Consider the following 18,401-nt stretch of genomic DNA (forward strand, 5'->3'; position numbering starts at 1 on the left):
CATCATGAGCGACATCCGCTATTCGGCGCAGCATTCCGCCGATCCGGACGAATTCGTCAAGGTCTCCGACGTCGTCAAGATTTTCGGCGACGTGGTGGCCGTGCAGTCGGTCAACCTGTCCGTACGGCGCAACGAGATCTTCGCGCTGCTGGGCAGCTCTGGCAGCGGCAAGTCGACGCTGCTGCGCATGCTGGCCGGCTTCGAGGACGCCACCTCGGGGCAGATCCTGCTCGACGGCGAGGACATCACCAATGTGCCGCCGTACCGCCGGCCGGTGAACATGATGTTCCAGTCGTACGCGCTGTTTCCGCACATGACGGTCGAGGCCAACGTGGCCTTCGGCCTGAAGCAGGAAGGGGTGGACCGCGCCGAGATCCATGACCGCGTGTTCGAGGCGCTGGACCTGGTCCAGATGGCCGGCTACGCGCGCCGCAAGCCGCACCAGCTGTCCGGCGGGCAGCAGCAGCGCGTGGCGCTGGCGCGCAGCCTGGTCAAGCGGCCCAAGCTGCTGTTGCTCGACGAGCCGATGTCGGCGCTGGACAAGCAGATCCGCCAGAAAACGCAGATCGAGCTGGTCAAGATCCTGCAGCAGGTCGGCGTGACCTGCATCATGGTGACGCACGACCAGGAAGAGGCCATGACCATGGCGCACCGCCTGGCCGTCATGACCGAAGGCCAGATCGTGCAGTGCGGCACCCCGCAGGACGTCTACGAGTTTCCGAATTCGCGTTTCGTGGCGGGCTTCATCGGCTCGACCAACCTGTTCTCGGGCACCATCGTGGTCGACGAGCCCGACCATGTCGCCATCGAGTCGGGCGAGCTGACCCGGCCGCTGTACGTCAGCCACGGCGTAAGCGAGCCGCTGGGCATGGAAGTGCACGTATCGATCCGGCCCGAGCGGCTGGTGGTCCTGCGCGAGCAGCCCGAGGCCGAGCACAACTGGGCGCATGGCATGGTCACCCACATGGCCTGGATGGGCAGCTACGGCCTCTACCAGATCCGCCTGGACTCGGGCAAGATCGTCGAGGCCAGCGTCCCCAGCCTGCAACTGGCGCGCCAGGACGCGCCCGGCATCGACGAGGAGGTCTTCGTCAGCTGGGACGCCGATAGCGCGACGGTGTTCTCGTCATGAGGCGGTTCGCCCTGCCGCGGCCATCGCGCCGCACGGTGGCCATCGTGCCGCCGTTCGCCTGGCTGGTGCTGTTCCTGCTGGTGCCGTTCCTGCTGGTGTTCAAGATCAGCTTCGCGGAGCTGCAGTTCGGCATTCCGCCGTACACGCCGCTGGCCGAGTTCAAGGACGAGGCCGTGCAGCTCAGCCTGCACCTGCGCGGCTATGTCCTGCTGTTCACCGACAGCCTGTATGTCGCCACTTACCTCAATTCGGTCAAGATGGCGGCGATCACCACGCTGTGCTGCATTCTCATCGGCTATCCGATCGCCTACTACATCGCGCGTTCGGCGCCCGCGCTGCGCAATCTGCTGCTGCTGGCCGTGATCCTGCCGTTCTGGACCTCGCTGCTGCTGCGCGTCTACGCGTGGGTGGGCATCCTGCGCAACGACGGCCTGCTGAACAAGCTGCTGATGAGCCTGGGCCTGATTTCCAGTCCGCTGGAAATATACCGTACCGACCTGGCCGTCTACATCGGCCTGGTCTATGCCTACCTGCCGTTCTTCATCCTGCCGCTGTACGCCAACCTGGTGAAGATGGACCTGCGCCTGCTCGAAGCCGCCTACGACCTGGGCGCGCGGCCGTGGCAGGCGTTCTGGCGCATCACCGTGCCATTGTCGCGGCCGGGCGTGATCGCCGGCGCCATGCTGGTGTTCATCCCGTCGGTGGGCGAGTACGTCATCCCGGAAATGCTGGGCGGCGCCGACACCCTGATGATGGGGCGTGTCATGTGGAACGAGTTCTTCAACAACACCGATTGGCCGATGGCCTCGGCCGTCACCTGCGTGATGGTGCTGTTGCTGCTGGTGCCGCTGGCCCTGTTCCAGTACAACCAGATCAAGCAGCAGGATTTCGCCGGCGGAGGCCGCCGATGAAGGGGCCCAACAAGTCGTTGCGGATGCTGGTGCTGGGCCTCGGGTACTTCTTCCTGTACGTGCCCATCATCAGCCTGATGGTTTTCTCGTTCAACGATTCGCCGGTGGTGACATCCTGGACCGGATTCTCGCTGCGCTGGTATGGCTCGCTGCTCGAGGACAGCGCCTTGCTGCGCGCCGCCTGGCTGTCGTTCAAGATCGCCGTCCTGACGGCCACCGCCGCCACCATCATCGGCACCTGGGCCGGCTACGTGCTGGGGCGCATGGGCCGCTTTCGCGGCTTCACGCTGTACGTGGGCATGCTCAGCGCGCCGCTGGTCATTCCCGAGGTCGTGCTGGGCATCTCGCTCTTGCTGATGTTCGTCGAGATGCGTGGCCACCTGGGCTGGCCGGAGCAGAACGGCGTGTTCACCATCTGGGTGGGCCACGTCACGCTGTGCATGGCGTTCGTGGCGGTCGTGGTCCAGTCGCGCATCCGCGACATGGACCGCTCGCTCGAAGAGGCCGCGCTCGATCTGGGCGCCACGCCCATCAAGGTATTTTTCGCGATCACGCTGCCGCTGATCGCCCCGGCGCTGGTGTCGGCCTGGCTGCTGGCATTCACGCTTTCGCTGGACGATGTGGTGATCGCGTCGTTCCTGTCGGGGCCGGGGTCGTCGACCCTGCCGATGGAGGTGTTCTCGCGCGTTCGCCTGGGGCTCAAGCCCGAGATCAACGCGCTGGCCACCCTGTTCATCCTGGCGGTCGGCACCTGCGTGATCATCGCCAACCGGTTGCAGTGGCGCAAGGAGGCCGATAACCGATGAAACAAGTCACCCTGTATGGTCTGAACAAGTGCAGCACCTGCGTGAAGGCGCGCGACTGGCTGGCGGCCCGCGGCGTGGCGCATGACTTTGTCGATTATCGCGACCATCCCGTGCCGGCGGCCACGCTCAAGCAATGGGCCGGCAAGGTGGGCGGCTGGGAAAAGCTGGTCAACCGCACGTCCATGACCTGGCGCGCGCTGTCCGACGAGCGCAAGGCGGCCCGCAGCGATGCCGAATGGACCGCGCTGATCGCCGAGTACCCGGCGCTGGTGCGCCGCCCCGTTACCGTGACGCCGGACGGCGAGGTGACCGTTGGTTTCTCGGAAAAGCGCTACGGCGAGCGCTTCGCCTGATCGTATGCCGGCCCCTGCGCGCACGGCCCGGCCGCAGCCGGGCCCGGCCCTGCCGGCCGCTTTCTTCAACCGCGACGCCCAGCAGCTCGCGCGCGACCTGCTGGGCAAGGTGGTGCGCCACCGCGTGGACGGCCTGTGGCTGTCGGCGCGCATCATCGAGACGGAAGCCTATTACCTGGCCGAGAAGGGCAGCCACGCCTCGCTCGGCTACACCCACAAGCGGCGCGCGTTGTTCATGGACGGGGGCGTGGTCTACATGTACTACGCGCGCGGCGGCGATTCGCTCAATTTCAGCGCGGCCGGCCCCGGTAATGCGGTGTTGATCAAATCGGGCCATCCCTGGGTCGACGAGGTGTCCGGGCCGCGCGCGCTGGCCTGCATGCAGCGGCTCAACCCGGATGCGCAGGGCCAGCCCCGGCCGCCGGCGCGCCTGTGCGCGGGCCAGACCCTGCTGTGCCGCGCGCTCGGGCTGAAAGTGCCGCAATGGGACGCCAAGGCCTTCGACCCGCGGCGGTTTTTCGTCGAGGACGTGGGCGTGCGGCTCGACCGCCTGGTCCGCACCACCCGGCTGGGCATCCCGGCCGGGCGCGACGAGCACCTGCCGTACCGCTACGTCGATCCGGCCTATGCGGCGTTCTGCACGCGCAATCCCTTGCGTCGCGGCCAGCAGGCCGGGCGCGATTTCGATTGGGTGGATCCCGACGGCGCGCTGTACGTGTAGCGCCGGCTCAGGGCGCCGGGGCGGGCATGCGGGCGCGCAGTTCCGCGTACTTGCGCATGATGCGCTTGCGGTTCAGGCGCCGGCTCCAGGCATAGGTGGGAATCAGCGGCAGCACGCCGAAGCCGTCGATCAGATACAGGCCTTCGCGGCCTTCGGCATTGCGGCCACAGGCGATATTGCTGGCCGAGATATCGTGGATCACGATGTGGGCGTCGGCCAGGTCTTCGAAGAACCGGTCCAGGCGCTGGGCCAGCGCCGTGTCGAATTCGCCGCGCTTGACCAGATCGCTGACCGTCGGCGCCATGTTGCCGGCCGCGTCGGTGATTTTCTCGGCCAGCAGGCCCAGGCCCAGCGAGGTCTGCGCCAGCCCCACGATGCGCGCCAGCGGCACCTGCCAGACACCCGAGGCGCTGGTCGAGGTGGTGACGTATTCGGTGATTTCGTTCAGGTAGACGCGGTAGGCGCTTTCCCGCTGGAATTGCTTGTACCAGCGCTTGAACGGGCGCGCCTCCAGATAGACGGCGCGCGCCTCCATGTCCATGACCTTGACCAACAGCGCGGGCTCGTGCGGGTGCTGGAACACGTACCGGTCGCCGCCCTGGGCCAGCAGCCGCGCCTGGCTCAGGTCCAGCGGGCCGAACATGGCGGCGTAGCCGCTGCCCGGCAGGGGCGCGTGATGGGTGTTGTGGTCTGCGGTGTTGTCGGGCCAGGGCACGATAAAAAAGGATCGGTATGACAGTCAGCGAGCAATGTTAGTCTTTTTTTGTATGCCCGGTGTGAGCCTGCGCCGGCTTGCTTAAGCAGTGTCCTGGCGTGAGCCGGCCCCTGTTCCTACAATCGTGGTTTGTGGAGATTGGCTTGGAATCTTATCTGCCTTGGATAACCGTGGCGGCCGCGGTGTTCGCGCTGCTGGCCTGCCTGCTGGCGCTGCGCGGGCGGGGCGGCGACGCGCGCCTGCAGGCGCTGCTCGATGGCCTGGAACGCGTGGACCGGGGGCTGCGCGCCGACCTGGCGGAGAGCCAGCGCGGGTTGCGCGCCGAGCTGGCCGAGTCGATGCGCGCGCTGCGCGCCGAGATGGCGCAAAGCCAGGAAGAGCTGCGCGCCACGCTGGGGCGCGACGCGCGCGCCGCCCGCGCCGAGCATGGCGAGTCGCTGGCGCGTTTCGCCAGCCAGTTCGGCGAGCGCCTGCAGGGCCTGGTCGAACTGAATGACCGCCGCATGCAGGACGTGCGCCAGGTGGTCGACCAGCGCCTGCAGGCCTTGCAGGCGGACAATGGCGCGCGGCTCGAGGAAATGCGCCGTACCGTGGACGAGAAGCTGCACGCGACGCTGGAGCAGCGCCTGGGCGAGTCGTTCCGGATGGTGTCGGACCGCCTGGAGGCCGTGCACAAGGGCCTGGGCGAGATGCAGACGCTGGCGGCCGGCGTGGGCGACCTGAAACGGGTGCTGACCAACGTGAAATCGCGCGGCACCTGGGGCGAGGTGCAGCTGGCGCGGCTCATGGAAGACGCCATGACGCCCGAGCAATACGCGCGCAACGTCAAGCCGGTGCCCGGCAGCGATGCGGTGGTGGAGTTCGCGATCCGCCTGCCGGGCAAGGACGAGGGCGGCGGCCCGGTGTGGCTGCCCATCGACGCCAAGTTTCCCAAGGAAGAATACGAGCGCCTGATGGATGCCCAGGATGCGGCCGAGCAGGAGGCCGCCCGCGCCGCCGGCGCGGCGCTGGCCAAGGCCGTGGAGACGCAGGCGCGGCTCATCGCGTCCAAGTACGTGGCGCCGCCCCACACGACCGACTTCGCCATCATGTTCCTGCCCACCGAAGGCCTGTACGCGGAAGTGCTGCGCCGGCCCGGATTGCTGGACAAGCTGCACGGCCTGCGCGTGAACGTGGCCGGCCCCGCCAATCTGGCGGCCTTGCTCAACAGCCTGCAGATGGGTTTCCGCACCCTGGCGATCGAGCGCCGCTCGTCCGAGGTGTGGCAGGTGCTGCGCGCGGTCAAGACCGAGTTCGCCAAGTTCGGCGAATCGCTGGCCACGGTCAAGAAAACCCTGGACACCGCCAGCAACAGGATCGGCCAGACCGAGGTGCGCACGCGCGCCATGCTGCGCAACCTCAGGACGGTCGAGGCCCTGCCGGAGGCCGAGGCGGCCCGGCTGCTGGGCGACGAACCCGATACACTAGGGGCTGACCAGGGCTCCCCATCCTGAGGAGCAGGCGCGGGGGCGGCGAGCCCCCGGCGGGGCGGGCGGTCCGCCCAATTCTTTCGCCGCCAAGGCCGGAGGCGCCATGCAGCCGTTCCTTACGCACCTGGTGACCAACCAGGTCGCACCGCTGGAAGATTATTCGCTGTACGAGACCGATCCGGTGCTGCAGCAGGCCGTGCGGCGCGAGGGCGCCGCGGCCTTCGAGTCCGAGTTGCGCGAGCACGGCGCATGGCTGGGCCGGGCCCAGACGCTGGAGGCCGCCGCCGAGGCCAATCGCAATTCGCCGCGCCTGCTGGCCTATGACCCGACCGGCCACCGGCAGGACAAGGTCGCCTTTCACCCGGCCTGGAACGCGCTGATGACCGGCATCGTGGCGCGCGGGCTGCACAGCAGGGCCTGGGCGCAGCCGGTGCCGGGCGCGCACGTGGCGCGCGCGGCCGCCTACCTGATGCAAGGCCAGGTGGAGGCCGGCACCCTGTGTCCCACCACCATGACCCACGCCGCGGTGCCCTTGCTGGCGCGCGAGCCGGCCGGCGTCATCGACTACGGGCGCGACTGGCTCGACGTCCTGTATTCGCGCGAGTTCGACGCCAGCGACGCGCCCATCGGCCGCAAGCGCGGCGCCCTGATCGGCATGGGCCTGACCGAGAAGCAAGGCGGTTCGGACCTGCGCTCGGTGGCCACGCGCGCCGAGCCGGTCGGCGCGCCCGGGCGCGGCCAGGCCTACCTGCTGACCGGCCATAAATGGTTCCTGTCGGTGCCGCACGCCGATGCGCACCTGGTGCTGGCGCGTACCGACGAAGGGCTGGGTTGCTTCTTCGTGCCGCGCTGGGTGCCCGATGGGCCGCGCAATGCCGTGCGCCTGCGCCGCCTGAAGGACAAGCTGGGCAATCGCAGCAACGCCAGTGCCGAAGTGGAGTTCGAGCAGGCCTGGGGCGCCATGCTGGGCGAGCCGGGGCGCGGGACCGCGGTATTGCTGGAGATGGCCGCGACCACGCGGCTGGATTGCGTGCTGGGCAGCGCGGCGCTGTTGCGCCAGGCGGTGGCGCAGGCCCTGCATCACGCCGCGCAGCGCCAGGCTTTCGGGACTGCCCTGCTGGCGCAGCCATTGATGCGGGTGCTGCTGGCCGACCTGGCGCTGGAGAGCGAGGCGGCGACCGTGCTGGCGTTGCGGCTGGCGCGCGCCGTGGACGAGCGTGCCGACCCGGTCGCGCGCGCCTTGGTGCGCGTGGGTACGCCGGCGGCCAAGCTGTGGGTCTGCAAGCGCGCCATCGCCGCGCTGGGCGAATGCATGGAAGTGCTGGGCGGCAACGGCTACGTCGAGGAAGCGCCGCTGGCGCGGCTGTACCGCGAGGCGCCGGTCAATTCGATCTGGGAGGGCTCGGGCAATGTCATGGCGCTGGACGTGCTGCGCGGCCTGGCGCGCGAGGCCGAGGCGCTGCCGGGCCTGCGCGACGAGCTGGACCGCGCGCGCGGCGTGGTGCCCGCGTACGACCAGGCGCTGGACGACTGGCTGGCGCTGGTGGCGCAGCCGGACTCGGTCCCGCAGGCCCTGGCGCGCCGCGTGGCCGCCGGGCTGGCCACGCTCTGGCAGGCTGCCTTGCTGATTCGCCACGCGCCCGCCCCGGTGGGCGCGGCCTTTGCCGCCACGCGCCTGCACGCGCCCGCGGGCATCGTCGGGGCCGCGCCGATCGACGATCCGGCCCCGATTCTGGCCCGCGCCTGGCCCGGTATCTGCTAAATTTCCGGCCTTCAAGGTTTCGCGCGCCTGCCGCGCTCATACTCGCAATCGCCATGCTTACTCAGCAAGAACTCAAGCAACAAGCCGCCGACGCGGCACTCGAATTGGTCGAACAGGTAGCCGGGCCGGACGTGATCATCGGCGTGGGCACCGGCTCGACCGCCGATCTGTTCATCGATGGCCTGGCTCGCTTCAAGGGCAGGCTGCGCGGCACGGTGGCCAGTTCCGAGCGCAGCGCGGCGCGGCTGGCCGGCCACGGCCTGGCGGTGCTGGACCTCAACGATGTCCAGAGCATGCCGATCTACGTGGACGGCGCCGACGAGATCGATCCCAACCTGCACATGATCAAGGGCGGCGGCGGCGCGCTGACGCGCGAGAAGATCGTGGCCTCGGTGGCCCGGCGCTACATCTGCATCGCCGACGAGTCCAAGCTGGTCGAGCGGCTGGGCCGCTTTCCGCTGCCGGTGGAGGTCATTCCCATGGCGCGCAACGCCGTGGCGCGCGGCTTGAGCCGGCTGGGCGGCCAGCCGGCGCTGCGCGAAGGCTTCGTTACCGACAATGGCAACATCATCCTGGACGTGGCCGGCCTGTCGATCGCCGACGCGCCGGGGCTGGAGAAGACCATCAACGACATTCCGGGCGTGGTGACCTGCGGCCTGTTCGCCCTGGCCGGCGCCGATGTGGCGCTGCTGGCCACCCAGGACGGCATCCGCCGCCTGGAGCGCCGCGGCTGACCCGGCGCGCCTTCCCGGGGCCGGCTTGCCGGTCTTCCGGGGGGGATTCATAATCCTGTCATAGTCGGGTCATAACCTTGCGGGTCGGGCAGCCCTCTGCGCAACCGCGTTTTCAGGGGCACTACAGATGAGACCAACCACGCAGGGAGTCCGGATGACGGAGCACACCAACAAACAATTCGACGCAGACCTGCAGCACGTGCGGTCGCAGTTCCTCCAGATGGGCGGAATCGTCGAGGCCATGATCCACGAAGCGGTCGAAGCCATTCCGGCCGGCGACATGAGCATGGTCGAGAAGGTGCGCGAGCGCGAGAAAGAGGTCAACCGGCACGAAGTCGAGATCGACGAGCGCATCAGCCTGATCCTGGCGCGCCACCAGCCCACCGCGATCGACCTGCGCACCTTGCTGGCCGTCTCCAAGATGCTGACCGACATGGAGCGCTCGGGCGACGAGGCCGAGAAGATCGCCACCGCCGTGCGCCGCATGTACGAGAACGACCAGCGTCACATTCCCCTGATCGAACTGCGCCACATGGCCGTGAACGTGGGCAATATGCTGCGCCAGGCGCTGGACGCCTTCGCGCGCCTGGATCCGATCCTGGCCGCGCAGGTCGTGCGCAGCGACAAGGAAGTCGACAAGGAATGGAAGGCGGCGCTGCGCAACCTGATCACCTACATGATGGAAGACCCGCGCACCATTTCGCGCGCCATCGACATGATCTTCATCGCCCGCGCGCTCGAGCGCATCGGCGACCATGCCAAGAACATGGCCGAGCGGGTGATCTACATGGTCAAGGGCGCCGATGTGCGCCACACCGGGGTCAAGAACACCGAGCGCCTGGCGCGCGGCGAAGAAGCCATCGAGAAGGCCGACAAGGCCGAGAAAGCCGGCAACGCCGAAACGCCGGCGTCCACCCCGGAAGTCCCGCAGTAAGCCGCAGGGCGCGTCAGCCCAGGCGCGGGTCGGGCCGGCCCGGCCCCGCGGCGCGCATGCGGCCGGCCAGCCGCAACGACTGCCCCGCGGCGCTCGCCGTCAGGTCGTACCAGCCGCGGCTGGCCGATGGTTCATATGGCCAGGCGGCCTGCTCGCCCGGCGCCAGCCGCAGCAGCGCGGGCGCCTCGCCATAGGCCGATTCAATCCGCGCCTGCAGGGCTTGCGCACCCCGGTTTTCCAGCAACAGGGCGGGCGGCTGATCGCGCCAGGCCGCCGCCAGCGGCGCGGCGGCCCCGTGGCGGCGGATGTGGCGATGGAATCCGTCCGGCCCCAGTATCCACAGGTCGCAGGCCAGGTCTGCGCCGGCATCCGGCCAGCTGTCTTCCCATTGCCGGCCCGGTTCGATGGTGTAGCGGCGCGGACCCTGCGCCAGCCGCAGGCAGTCGTACACGTGCAGCACCAGCGTGGCGTGGCCCGGGTTGGCCATGCGCACCCGCTGGCGGCCATCGGCCGCCCAGGCTTCGACATGGCACGCATAGGGCGAAGGCCGGCTGCGCGGTCCTGGCGCGCCCGCCTGGTCTTGCGCGCCGGTGAAATCGAAGGCGTGGCTCAGGTCGCCGCAGACGGCGCGCCGCCATGGGCTGATGTTGGGCTCGGCCACGCCAAAGCGCGACTCCAGCAGGCGGATGACCGAGGTATGGTCATAGACGCGCGCATCGAGCCAGCCGCCACGGCTGAACGGCGAGACCACCAGCATGGGCACGCGCGGCCCCAGGCCATAGGCGCGTCCATGCAGCGCGCGCGGGTCGTCGGGGGTGCCGGCCGAAGGGCCGCCGCGCGCCTGGTGGTATTCGCCCGCGGTGTCCGCGGTGCTGCCGCCGCCCGCCGCGCCGGGCGGCGCGGGCGGCGGCATGTGGTCGAAAAAGCAGTCGTTCTCGTCGTAGGTGAGCAGCAGCGCGCAGCGTCGCCAGAGCGCCGGGTCGCGCGTCAGGATGTCGAGCACGCGGGCGCTGAAGGCGGCGCCCTGCGCCGGGCTGGACACTTCCGGGTGCTCGGAGTCCGCGGCGGGCGCGATGATCCACGCCACCTGCGGCAGGCGGCCATTGGCCGCGTCCTCGGCCAGCGCCGCCAGGGTGCGGGTGCTCAGGGCGCGCTCGCGCAGCGGCGCCCGGGCCGCGCCGCCGGCCAGTTCGGCGCGGTACTGCCGAAAGCCGGCCAGCGGATTGTCGTGGTAGTTGTCCGCCATGTCCTGGTAGATCGCCCAGTCCACGCCGGCGGCCTGCAGGCGTTCGGGGTAGGTCGTCCACGCGTAGCCTTCGTGCGCCGGTCCGGGCCGGTCATGGGTGTTGACCAGCGCCGGGCCGCCGGCCTGGCCGTGCGGATCGTTGGTGCCGGTCCACAGAAACAGGCGATTGGGGTTGGTGCCGGCGTGCATCGAACAGTGGTAGGCCTCGCACAGCGTGAAGGCGCGCGCCAGCGCGGTCTGCAGCGGCAGTTCCTCCGGGCGGTAGTAGCCCATTCCCAGCCGGCCCTTGGCCGCCAGCCACTGGTCCATGCGGCCGTCGTTCCAGGCGCGCTGGGCATCGTCCCAGGTGTGCGGCGTCAGGTGGCCCAGCGGCTGGCCGGGCGGCAGCGCGGGCGCCAGCGGATAGGGCGCCAGGCGCTGGCCGGCGTGCGCCTGGACGAACACGTCGCCGTCGGGCGTGGGCGCGCGGTGCGGGTCGGCCCGGCCGCGCGCGCCGGGCAGGGCGCCGTAGTAGTGGTCGAAGCCGCGGTTCTCCTGCATCAGGATGACGATGTGGTCGAGGTCGCGCAGCGTGCCGCTGCGGCGCTCGGGGGCCACGGCGGCGGCGCGCGCGACCAGGGCGGCGATGTCAGGATCGGTAGCGGCGGGCATCAATGAAAAACCGGCCTGCCGGCCGGTTGCGATGAGGCGAACGCGCGACGCGCTCAGGCCGAGGGCGGGACATAGCCCTGCGCTTCGACGGTGCCGTCCTCGAACAGGAAACGTTCCATCTGCTGCTGCAGGTACTTGCGCGCGCGCGCGTCGGCCAGGTTGAGGCGGTTCTCGTTGACCAGGCGCGTCTGGATCTGCTTCCACTCTTCCCAGGCCTCCTTGGAGATCTGTTGCCAGATGCGGGTGCCCAGTTCGCCCGGGTACGGAGGGAAGTCCAGCCCTTCGGCTTCGCGCTTGAGTTTCACACAGTTGACGATACGGGACATGGTTTGCTGCCGGTAAGTTGCGAACAGGCCATTTTAGCCGGCTTGCCGCCGCGCGCGGCGGCAAGCCGGCTGGTTACAGTTTCTTGATGAAAACCAGGCTGTTGCGCGAGCGGTTGTAATTGTTCTGCTTGTCGCGCGGCAGGTCGGCGACGCCGCCGCGTACGAAGCCGCGTTTCATGAACCAGTGCGAAGTGCGGGTGGTCAGCACGAACAGGCGGCGCGCGCCGCTGGCGCGGGCGCGCGACTCCATGTGGCGCAGCAGGATCTCGCCTTCGCCGGAGCCCTGCCATTCGGGGTGCACGATCAGGCAGGCCATCTCGGCCATCTGGTCCTCGGGGAACGGATACAGCGCGGCACAGCCGTAGATCACGCCATCGTGCTCGAGCACGGTGAAGCGTTCCACGTCGCGCTCGATGGCGCTGCGCGGGCGCGGCACCAGGGTGCCGTCGGCTTCCAGCGGTTCGATCAGGCTGAGGATGGCGCCCACGTCGTCGAGCGTGGCTGCGCGCAGGTCGTCCAGCGTGTCCTCGACCACCATGGTGCCCACGCCGTCGTGGGTGAAGATCTCCAGCAGCACGCTGCCGTCCAGCGCGTAGGGCACCAGGTGGGCGCGCGCCACGCCGCGCTTGACGGCCAGCGAGGCATGCTGCAGGAAGTAGGTGGTGTCCTCGTCCAGTTCCCCGCGCGCCAGCAGGGCGTCGGCATCCACGCGCGCCAGCTCGGTGTCGACGGCGCCGTTGCCGTCGAGCACGCCGGGCTCGCCGGACAGGAAGATCAGTTTCTCGGCGCGCAGGGCCACCGCCACGCTGGTGGCCAGGTCTTCCATGGCCAGGTTGAAGGCGTCGCCGGTGGGCGAGAAGCCCAGCGGCGAGAGCAGCACCACCGAGCCCTGCTCGATGGCGAACTTGAGCGCGTCGACATCGATCTTGCGCACCTGGCCGGTGTGCTTGTAGTCGATGCCGTCCACCACGCCGGTGGGCCGGGCGGTGACGAAGTTGCCCGACAGGACGCGGATGTGCGAATGCGACATCGGCGTGTTGGGCAGGCCCTGGCTGAAGGCGGCCTCGATGTCCAGGCGGATCTCGCCGGCCGCCTCCTTGGCGCATTCCAGCGCGGCCGGGTCGGTGGGCGCCAGGCCCCGGCCGAACTGCTGGGTGTAGCCCTTCAGGCGCAGCTGTTCATTGACCTGCGGGCGCGAGCCGTGCACCAGCACCAGGTGGATGCCCAGGGCCGACAACAGGGAGAGGTCCTGCACCAGGACATTGAGGGCGCCGGCCTGCACCAGCTCGCCGCCGAACGCCACCACGAAGGTCTTGCCTCGGAACGCATGCACGTAGGGCGCCACTTCGCGGAACCATCGGACGAATTGCGCGGGGGCGAATTCGGGGGCTTCGAGCGCGGAGACGGTGTCTGGTTCCAGATCGGGCATGATGGTCGGAATACTCCTGTGGTCTTGGTGCGGGCAGCGGTCTTGCATGGCCGCCGGTCAGCCGCGCTGATGCGGCCAGCGGAAATTATATGGCCGGCGCGCGCCGGCGGCAGGGCGCGCGCGCGGGTTTCCGGTTGGCCGGCGCCTCCTATAATGCCGGGTTCAACGGATATTTCGTCAATGCCAGAAGCCTCCCGTCCGCCCGAGCGCGCGGCCGCCGCGCGCTCCGAGCCGCGCCCCGAGCGGCCCATCCCCGCGATTTCCTATCCCGAAGACCTGCCGGTCAGCGCGCGGCGCCAGGAAATCGCGCGCGCCATCGCCGCCCACCAGGTGGTCATCGTCAGCGGCGAGACGGGGTCGGGCAAGACGACCCAGCTGCCCAAGATCTGCCTGGAGCTGGGGCGCGGCCGGCGCAAGATGATCGGCCATACCCAGCCCCGCCGCCTGGCGGCCACCTCGGTGGCCAAGCGCATCGCCGAAGAGCTGCGCACGCCGATGGGCGAAGTGGTGGGGTACCAGGTGCGCTTCAACGACCGCACCGGCCCGAACGCCTCGATCAAGCTGATGACCGACGGCATTCTGCTGGCCGAGTCGCAGCGCGATCCGCTGCTGCGCCGCTACGACACCATCATCATCGACGAGGCGCACGAGCGCAGCCTGAACATCGACTTCCTGCTCGGCTACCTCAAGCAGCTGCTGCCGCGCCGGCCCGACCTGAAAGTCATCATCACCTCGGCCACCATCGACGCCGAGCGTTTCGCGCGGCATTTCGCCGCCGGCCCCGAGCGTCCGGCGCCCGTCATCGAGGTGTCGGGGCGCCTGTATCCGGTGGAAGTGCGCTACCGCCCGGTGCAGCCGCCCATGTCCGACGAAGCGGCCGCCGCGCCCGCCAAGGGCGGGCGTGAACGCAGCGCCGGCGACGAAGAGCGCGACCTGATCGACGCCATCGTCGACGCGGTCGACGAGTGCGCGCGCCACGGTCCCGGCGACGTGCTGGTGTTCCTGCCGGGCGAGCGCGAAATCCGCGAGTCGGCCGAGGCGCTGCGCAAACGCCATCCGGTCGGCACCGAAGTGCTGCCGCTGTGTGCGCGGCTGTCGCAGGCCGAGCAGGAACAGATCTTCCACCCGCGCGGCAATGCGCGGCGGGTGGTGCTGGCCACCAACGTGGCCGAAACCTCGCTGACCGTGCCGGGCATCCGCTTCGTGGTCGACAGCGGGCTGGCGCGCGTCAAGCGCTACTCCTGGCGCAACAAGGTCGAACAGTTGCGCATCGAGCCGGTCAGCCGCGCCTCGGCCAACCAGCGCGCCGGCCGTTGCGGCCGGATCGGCCCGGGCCTGTGCATCCGCCTCTACGACGAGACCGATTTCAACGCCCGCGCGCCGTTCACCGACCCGGAGGTGCTGCGCTCCTCGCTGGCGTCGGTGATCCTGCGCATGAAGTCGCTCAAGCTGGACGACATCGAGCAGTTTCCGTTCGTCGAGGCGCCGCCGGGGCGCGCCGTGGCCGATGGCTACCACCTGCTACAGGAGCTGGGCGCCATCGAGCTGGCCGGCGACGGCGAGGCCGCCGAGGCGGGCGGTGGCGGCGCGGCGTTTCGCCTGACCCGCACCGGCCAGGAGCTGGCCAAGCTGCCGGTGGACCCGCGCATCGGCCGCATGATCCTGGCCGCGCGCGAACAGCAGTGCCTGGCCGAGATGCTCATCATCGCCGCCGCATTGTCGGTGCAGGATCCGCGCGACCGCCCGATGGCCGAGCGCGAGGCGGCCGAAAGCGCGCACGCCAAGTTCGCCGACGACAAGTCCGAATTCCTGTCGTTCCTGAAGCTGTGGCGCTGGTATGGCGAGCAGGTGCAGCACAAGGCATCGCAGCGCAAGCTGGTGGCGCTGCTGCGCCAGAACTTCCTGTCGCCGGTGCGCCTGCGCGAATGGCACGACGTGCATACCCAGTTGGCCGCGCTGGTGGGCGAGCAGGGCTGGCGCCTGAACCAGAGCGAGGCCACCTACGAGCAGCTGCACATGGCGCTGCTGTCGGGCTTGCTGGGCAATATCGGTTTCAAGGGCGAAGAGGGCGGCCAGTACCACGGCGCGCGCGAGATCCGTTTCCACATCCATCCCGGCTCGCGCCTGGTCAAGAAGGCCGGGCGCTGGATCGTCGCCGCCGAACTGGTGGAAACCACGCGCCTTTACGCGCGCTGCGTGGCGCGCATCGAGCCGGTATGGCTGGAGCGCGCCGCCGCGCACCTGCTGCGCCGCAACTGGTCCGACCCGCGCTGGGAGAAAAAAGCCGGGCAGGTGGTCGCCAACGAGCGCGCCACCCTGTATGGCCTGCTGGTGTACAACGGCCGGCGGGTGCACTACGGCCGCATCAACCCGCAGCACGCCCGCGAACTGTTCATCCGCCAGGCCCTGGTGCCCGGCGAGATCGACACCCGGCTGCCGTTCGTGGCGCACAACCGCAAGCTGATCGCCGGCATCGAGAAGCTGGAGCACCAAACGCGCCGGCCCGACATCCTGGTCGACGACGAGCTGATCTACGCGTTCTACGACCGCCAGTTGCCGGCCGACATTTCGCAGACCGCCAGCCTGGAAAAGTGGGTAAACGGGCTGGACAAGGCCGCCGCCGCGCGCCTGCTGCTTACGCGCGACGAACTGATGCGCCACGAGGCGGCCGGCGTGACCACCGACGTGTTTCCCAAGAAAGTCGAGTGGCAGGGCGTGGCGATGCCGCTGGACTATCACTTCGAGCCGGGCTCGCCGCGCGACGGCGTCACGCTGTCGGTGCCCCTGTTCGCGCTCAACCAGCTCGACGCGCAGCGCTGCGAATGGCTGGTGCCGGGCATGCTCAAGGAAAAAGCCCACCTGCTGCTCAAGTCGCTGCCGCAGAAGCTGCGCCGCCATTGCGTGCCGCTGCCCGACTACGCGGCGGGCTTCTACGAACGCTGGTACGAGCGCCAGGCCGACCCCCAGCAGGGCCTGGTCGATGCGCTGATCGCCGACATGTGGGACCAGGTACAGGTGCGCCCGGCGCCCGGCGACTTCAAGCTGGAAACGCTGCCGGCGCACCTGTTCATGAACTTCAAGGTGGTCGACGAGCATGGCCGGATGCTGGCCGCCGGGCGCAATCTGGCGCAGCTCAAGGCCGAATTGGGCAAGCAGGCCCAGGCGACCTTCCAGCAACTGGCGGCGCGCGATTCGGACGTGGCGCAAGCGCTGGCGCACGAAAACCTGACGTCCTGGTCGTTCGGCCCCTTGCCCGAGATCATGGAGATCAAGCGCGGCGGGCAGTCCGTCATCGGCTACCCGGCGCTGGTCGATCGGGGCGCGCATTGCGATCTCGACGTGTTCGACGATCCCGACGAGGCGCGCCGCCACCATCGTGCCGGCCTGCTGCGGCTGTTCCGGCTGGCCTTGCGCGAGCAGGTCAAGTTCCTGGAAAAGAACCTGGCCGACCTGACGAAGATGAGCATGCTGTACATGGCCCTGGGCACGCAGGAAGAGCTGCGCGACCAGATCATCGATTGCGCGCTGGCGCAGGCCTGCCTGGCCGAGCCCTGGCCGGTCAATGAGCAGCAGTTCGAGGCGCGCCGCCAGGAGGGCAAGGGCAGGCTGGGTTTGCTGGCGCAGGAGGTGGCGCGCATGGCGCACGCCATCCTGGCCGAATACGGCGCCCTGCAGCGCAAGCTGCCGCAGGCCAGGCCGCACGCGGCGGCCTACGCCGACCTGCAGCAGCAACTGGGCGTGCTGATGCCGAAATGGTTCGTGCGCGACACGCCTTACGCGCAGCTGGCGCACTATCCGCGCTATCTCAAGGCGGCGGTGGCGCGCATCGATAAGCTGCGCGCCGATCCGGCGCGCGACGCCCGCCTGATGGGCGAGATGGCGCCCATCCTCACCCAGTACCAGCGCGCGCGCAGCGCGCTCAAGGGCGCGCCCGATCCGCGCCTGGACGAATTCCGCTGGCTGCTGGAAGAACTGCGGGTCGCCCTGTTCGCCCAGGAATTGCGCACCCCCATGCCGGTGTCGGTCAAGCGCCTGATGAAGGCCTGGGAGTCGTTGCGGCGGTAGGGGGGCCGTCCCACGGGTGCCTGTCCCTGCGGGGACAGGCACCCCGAGAGTTTGCGGGTGCCAGTCCCCCTGCGGGGACAGGCGCCAAGTCAGCGGGTGCCAGTCCCGCTGCGGGGACAGGCGCCAAGTCAGCGGGTGCCAGTCCCCCTGCGGGGACAGGCACCCGGGTGGTTAGAGTGCCAGGAAGCCGATGGCCACCAGGGCGATCAGGCCCCACTTGGTGGCTTTGTAGACGGTGCGGTTCCAGGCCTTGAACTGCTTGCGCTTCTGGTCGATGACCCAGTGCGCGTGGGTCAGCTTGTTGATGGCGCCGGTCTGGTCGCCGGCGTCGTTGGGCGAGCTGGCGGCCGACATGACCACGCGGCCGAACCAGCGGTTGAAGGCCTCGGCCCAGCGCCATTTGAGCGGACGCTCGACGTCGCAGAACAGGATGATGCGGTTGCCTTCGCTCTTGTTGTGCGCTTCGTGCACATAGGTTTCGTCGAACACCACGCTTTCGCCATCGCGCCAGCTGTAGCTTTCGCCGTCGACGGCGATGTAGCAGCGGTCGTCGTTGGGCGTGGCCAGGCCCAGGTGGTAGCGCAGCGATCCCGAGAAAGGGTCGCGGTGCGGGTTCAGCTTGCCGCCCGGCGGCAGCTCGGCGAACATGGCCGCCTTGACCTTGGGCAGGCTCTTGAGGATGGCCACGGTCTTGGGGCAGAGCTCCTCGGCGGAGGGGTGGCGGGCGTCGTACCACTTCAGGTAGAAGCGTTTCCAGCCATATTTGAAGAACGAGTTGAAGCCGATGTCGTCATGGCGCTCGGCGGCCTTGATGCGGCGCAGCTCGGCCATTTTCAGGGCTTCATCGCGAATGGTTTCCCAGTTGTCGTCCAGCACCTTCAGCTCGGGGATTTCGCTGGTGGTCAGGTACGGGGTGGTGGGCACGCGCGAGGTCAGCACCATGAAGGCATTGACCGGCGCCAGCAGCACGGAGTGGTCCAGCATCTGGCGCGACAGCGACAGCCGCACGCGGCCGCGGAAGTGGGCAAACAGGATAGAGGCCAGCCATAGGCCCGGGATCAGCCATTTCATGGTGCGCAGAGGACGCCGTTGCGGCATCCGTGGGATAAATCGGTAATCAGGTATTGTTACACAGGCGGCTGCCCAG

The 18,401-nt window shown here is 69.1% G+C and carries 15 protein-coding genes; 10 read left to right on the forward strand and 5 right to left on the reverse strand.

Translation table 11 applies throughout. The features are described 5' to 3' along the window. The first annotated feature begins 4 nt into the window (after positions 1-4). Genes EL288_RS07425 through EL288_RS07445 form a run of 5 tightly spaced genes read left to right on the forward strand, consistent with a single transcriptional unit; the run spans position 5 to position 3,923 of the window. Positions 5-1,132 (forward strand): ABC transporter ATP-binding protein, encoded by a 1,128-nt coding sequence (locus tag EL288_RS07425; protein WP_003813260.1) that lies wholly within the window; start codon positions 5-7, stop codon positions 1,130-1,132. Next, on the forward strand, positions 1,129-2,043 hold the full coding sequence (locus EL288_RS07430) for an ABC transporter permease subunit (protein ID WP_003813258.1): 915 nt from the start codon (positions 1,129-1,131) through the stop codon (positions 2,041-2,043). The genes EL288_RS07425 and EL288_RS07430 overlap by 4 nt, the downstream gene beginning before the upstream one ends. Beyond that, a complete protein-coding gene (locus EL288_RS07435) occupies positions 2,040-2,849 on the forward strand; it encodes an ABC transporter permease subunit (RefSeq protein WP_003813256.1) in 810 nt (269 codons plus the stop codon). Before EL288_RS07430 ends, EL288_RS07435 begins: the two co-directional genes overlap by 4 nt. After that, positions 2,846-3,202, forward strand: a complete 357-nt coding sequence (locus EL288_RS07440; protein WP_003813253.1) for an arsenate reductase — start codon at positions 2,846-2,848, stop codon at positions 3,200-3,202. The genes EL288_RS07435 and EL288_RS07440 overlap by 4 nt, the downstream gene beginning before the upstream one ends. A 4-nt stretch (positions 3,203-3,206) precedes the next feature. Beyond that, positions 3,207-3,923 carry a DNA-3-methyladenine glycosylase gene (locus tag EL288_RS07445; protein WP_003813251.1) on the forward strand — a complete coding sequence of 239 codons (717 nt, stop codon included), beginning with the start codon at positions 3,207-3,209 and terminating at the stop codon, positions 3,921-3,923. Positions 3,924-3,930: 7 nt separating this feature from the next. Here the strand turns inward: EL288_RS07445 and EL288_RS07450 are convergent, their stop codons facing one another. After that, complete coding sequence (locus EL288_RS07450) at positions 3,931-4,638, reverse strand: PhoP regulatory network YrbL family protein (RefSeq protein WP_003813249.1); 708 nt, start codon at positions 4,636-4,638, stop codon at positions 3,931-3,933. A gap of 77 nt (positions 4,639-4,715) precedes the next feature. On the opposite strand from EL288_RS07450, the gene rmuC reads away from it, so the two are divergent. The 4 genes from rmuC (at position 4,716) to phoU (ending at position 9,537) form a co-directional block, all read left to right on the forward strand. After that, a complete protein-coding gene (rmuC, locus tag EL288_RS07455; RefSeq protein WP_003813247.1) occupies positions 4,716-6,131 on the forward strand; it encodes a DNA recombination protein RmuC in 1,416 nt (471 codons plus the stop codon). 79 nt (positions 6,132-6,210) lie between these two features. Next, positions 6,211-7,869, forward strand: a complete 1,659-nt coding sequence (locus tag EL288_RS07460) for an isovaleryl-CoA dehydrogenase (protein WP_010926810.1) — start codon at positions 6,211-6,213, stop codon at positions 7,867-7,869. A 53-nt stretch (positions 7,870-7,922) separates the two neighbouring features. Continuing rightward, the gene (gene rpiA, locus EL288_RS07465; protein WP_003813244.1) at positions 7,923-8,603 is read left to right on the forward strand and encodes a ribose-5-phosphate isomerase RpiA; all 681 of its coding nucleotides are present in this window, start codon (positions 7,923-7,925) and stop codon (positions 8,601-8,603) included. Between the two features lie 154 nt (positions 8,604-8,757). Beyond that, positions 8,758-9,537, forward strand: coding sequence for a phosphate signaling complex protein PhoU (gene phoU / locus EL288_RS07470; RefSeq protein WP_003813242.1), 780 nt, complete (start codon positions 8,758-8,760; stop codon positions 9,535-9,537). Positions 9,538-9,550: 13 nt separating this feature from the next. Here phoU and EL288_RS07475 read toward each other — a convergent pair whose 3' ends face one another. From EL288_RS07475 to argA, 3 genes are all read right to left on the reverse strand, one after another. After that, positions 9,551-11,434, reverse strand: a complete 1,884-nt coding sequence (locus tag EL288_RS07475; protein ID WP_003813241.1) for an alkaline phosphatase family protein — start codon at positions 11,432-11,434, stop codon at positions 9,551-9,553. 53 nt (positions 11,435-11,487) lie between these two features. Continuing rightward, positions 11,488-11,760 carry an oxidative damage protection protein gene (locus EL288_RS07480; RefSeq protein WP_003813239.1) on the reverse strand — a complete coding sequence of 91 codons (273 nt, stop codon included), beginning with the start codon at positions 11,758-11,760 and terminating at the stop codon, positions 11,488-11,490. A 73-nt stretch (positions 11,761-11,833) separates the two neighbouring features. Next, positions 11,834-13,237, reverse strand: a complete 1,404-nt coding sequence (gene argA / locus EL288_RS07485; RefSeq protein WP_003813237.1) for an amino-acid N-acetyltransferase — start codon at positions 13,235-13,237, stop codon at positions 11,834-11,836. Positions 13,238-13,369: 132 nt separating this feature from the next. Here argA and hrpA point away from each other — a divergent pair, with 132 nt between their 5' ends. After that, a complete protein-coding gene (gene hrpA, locus EL288_RS07490; RefSeq protein WP_126621906.1) occupies positions 13,370-17,254 on the forward strand; it encodes an ATP-dependent RNA helicase HrpA in 3,885 nt (1,294 codons plus the stop codon). 171 nt (positions 17,255-17,425) lie between these two features. On the opposite strand, the gene lpxO is transcribed toward hrpA, so the two are convergent. Continuing rightward, on the reverse strand, positions 17,426-18,325 hold the full coding sequence (gene lpxO, locus EL288_RS07495; protein WP_023995005.1) for a lipid A hydroxylase LpxO: 900 nt from the start codon (positions 18,323-18,325) through the stop codon (positions 17,426-17,428). Positions 18,326-18,401: the final 76 nt, after the last annotated feature.

The sequence above is a fragment of the Bordetella bronchiseptica genome, from assembly GCF_900636925.1.
GTDB lineage: Bacteria > Pseudomonadota > Gammaproteobacteria > Burkholderiales > Burkholderiaceae_B > Bordetella > Bordetella pertussis.

Excerpts from the sequence above, each read along its gene's own strand:
- hrpA (WP_126621906.1), top strand. The coding sequence starts at position 13,370 with ATGCCAGAAGCCTCCCGTCCGCCCGAGCGCGCGGCCGCCGCGCGCTCC.
- rpiA (WP_003813244.1), top strand. The coding sequence starts at position 7,923 with ATGCTTACTCAGCAAGAACTCAAGCAACAAGCCGCCGACGCGGCACTC.
- EL288_RS07425 (WP_003813260.1), top strand. The coding sequence starts at position 5 with ATGAGCGACATCCGCTATTCGGCGCAGCATTCCGCCGATCCGGACGAA.
- lpxO (WP_023995005.1), bottom strand. The coding sequence starts at position 18,325 with ATGAAATGGCTGATCCCGGGCCTATGGCTGGCCTCTATCCTGTTTGCC.
- argA (WP_003813237.1), bottom strand. The coding sequence starts at position 13,237 with ATGCAAGACCGCTGCCCGCACCAAGACCACAGGAGTATTCCGACCATC.
- phoU (WP_003813242.1), top strand. The coding sequence starts at position 8,758 with ATGACGGAGCACACCAACAAACAATTCGACGCAGACCTGCAGCACGTG.
- EL288_RS07445 (WP_003813251.1), top strand. The coding sequence starts at position 3,207 with ATGCCGGCCCCTGCGCGCACGGCCCGGCCGCAGCCGGGCCCGGCCCTG.
- EL288_RS07460 (WP_010926810.1), top strand. The coding sequence starts at position 6,211 with ATGCAGCCGTTCCTTACGCACCTGGTGACCAACCAGGTCGCACCGCTG.
- EL288_RS07440 (WP_003813253.1), top strand. The coding sequence starts at position 2,846 with ATGAAACAAGTCACCCTGTATGGTCTGAACAAGTGCAGCACCTGCGTG.
- EL288_RS07435 (WP_003813256.1), top strand. The coding sequence starts at position 2,040 with ATGAAGGGGCCCAACAAGTCGTTGCGGATGCTGGTGCTGGGCCTCGGG.
- EL288_RS07430 (WP_003813258.1), top strand. The coding sequence starts at position 1,129 with ATGAGGCGGTTCGCCCTGCCGCGGCCATCGCGCCGCACGGTGGCCATC.
- EL288_RS07480 (WP_003813239.1), bottom strand. The coding sequence starts at position 11,760 with ATGTCCCGTATCGTCAACTGTGTGAAACTCAAGCGCGAAGCCGAAGGG.
- EL288_RS07475 (WP_003813241.1), bottom strand. The coding sequence starts at position 11,434 with ATGCCCGCCGCTACCGATCCTGACATCGCCGCCCTGGTCGCGCGCGCC.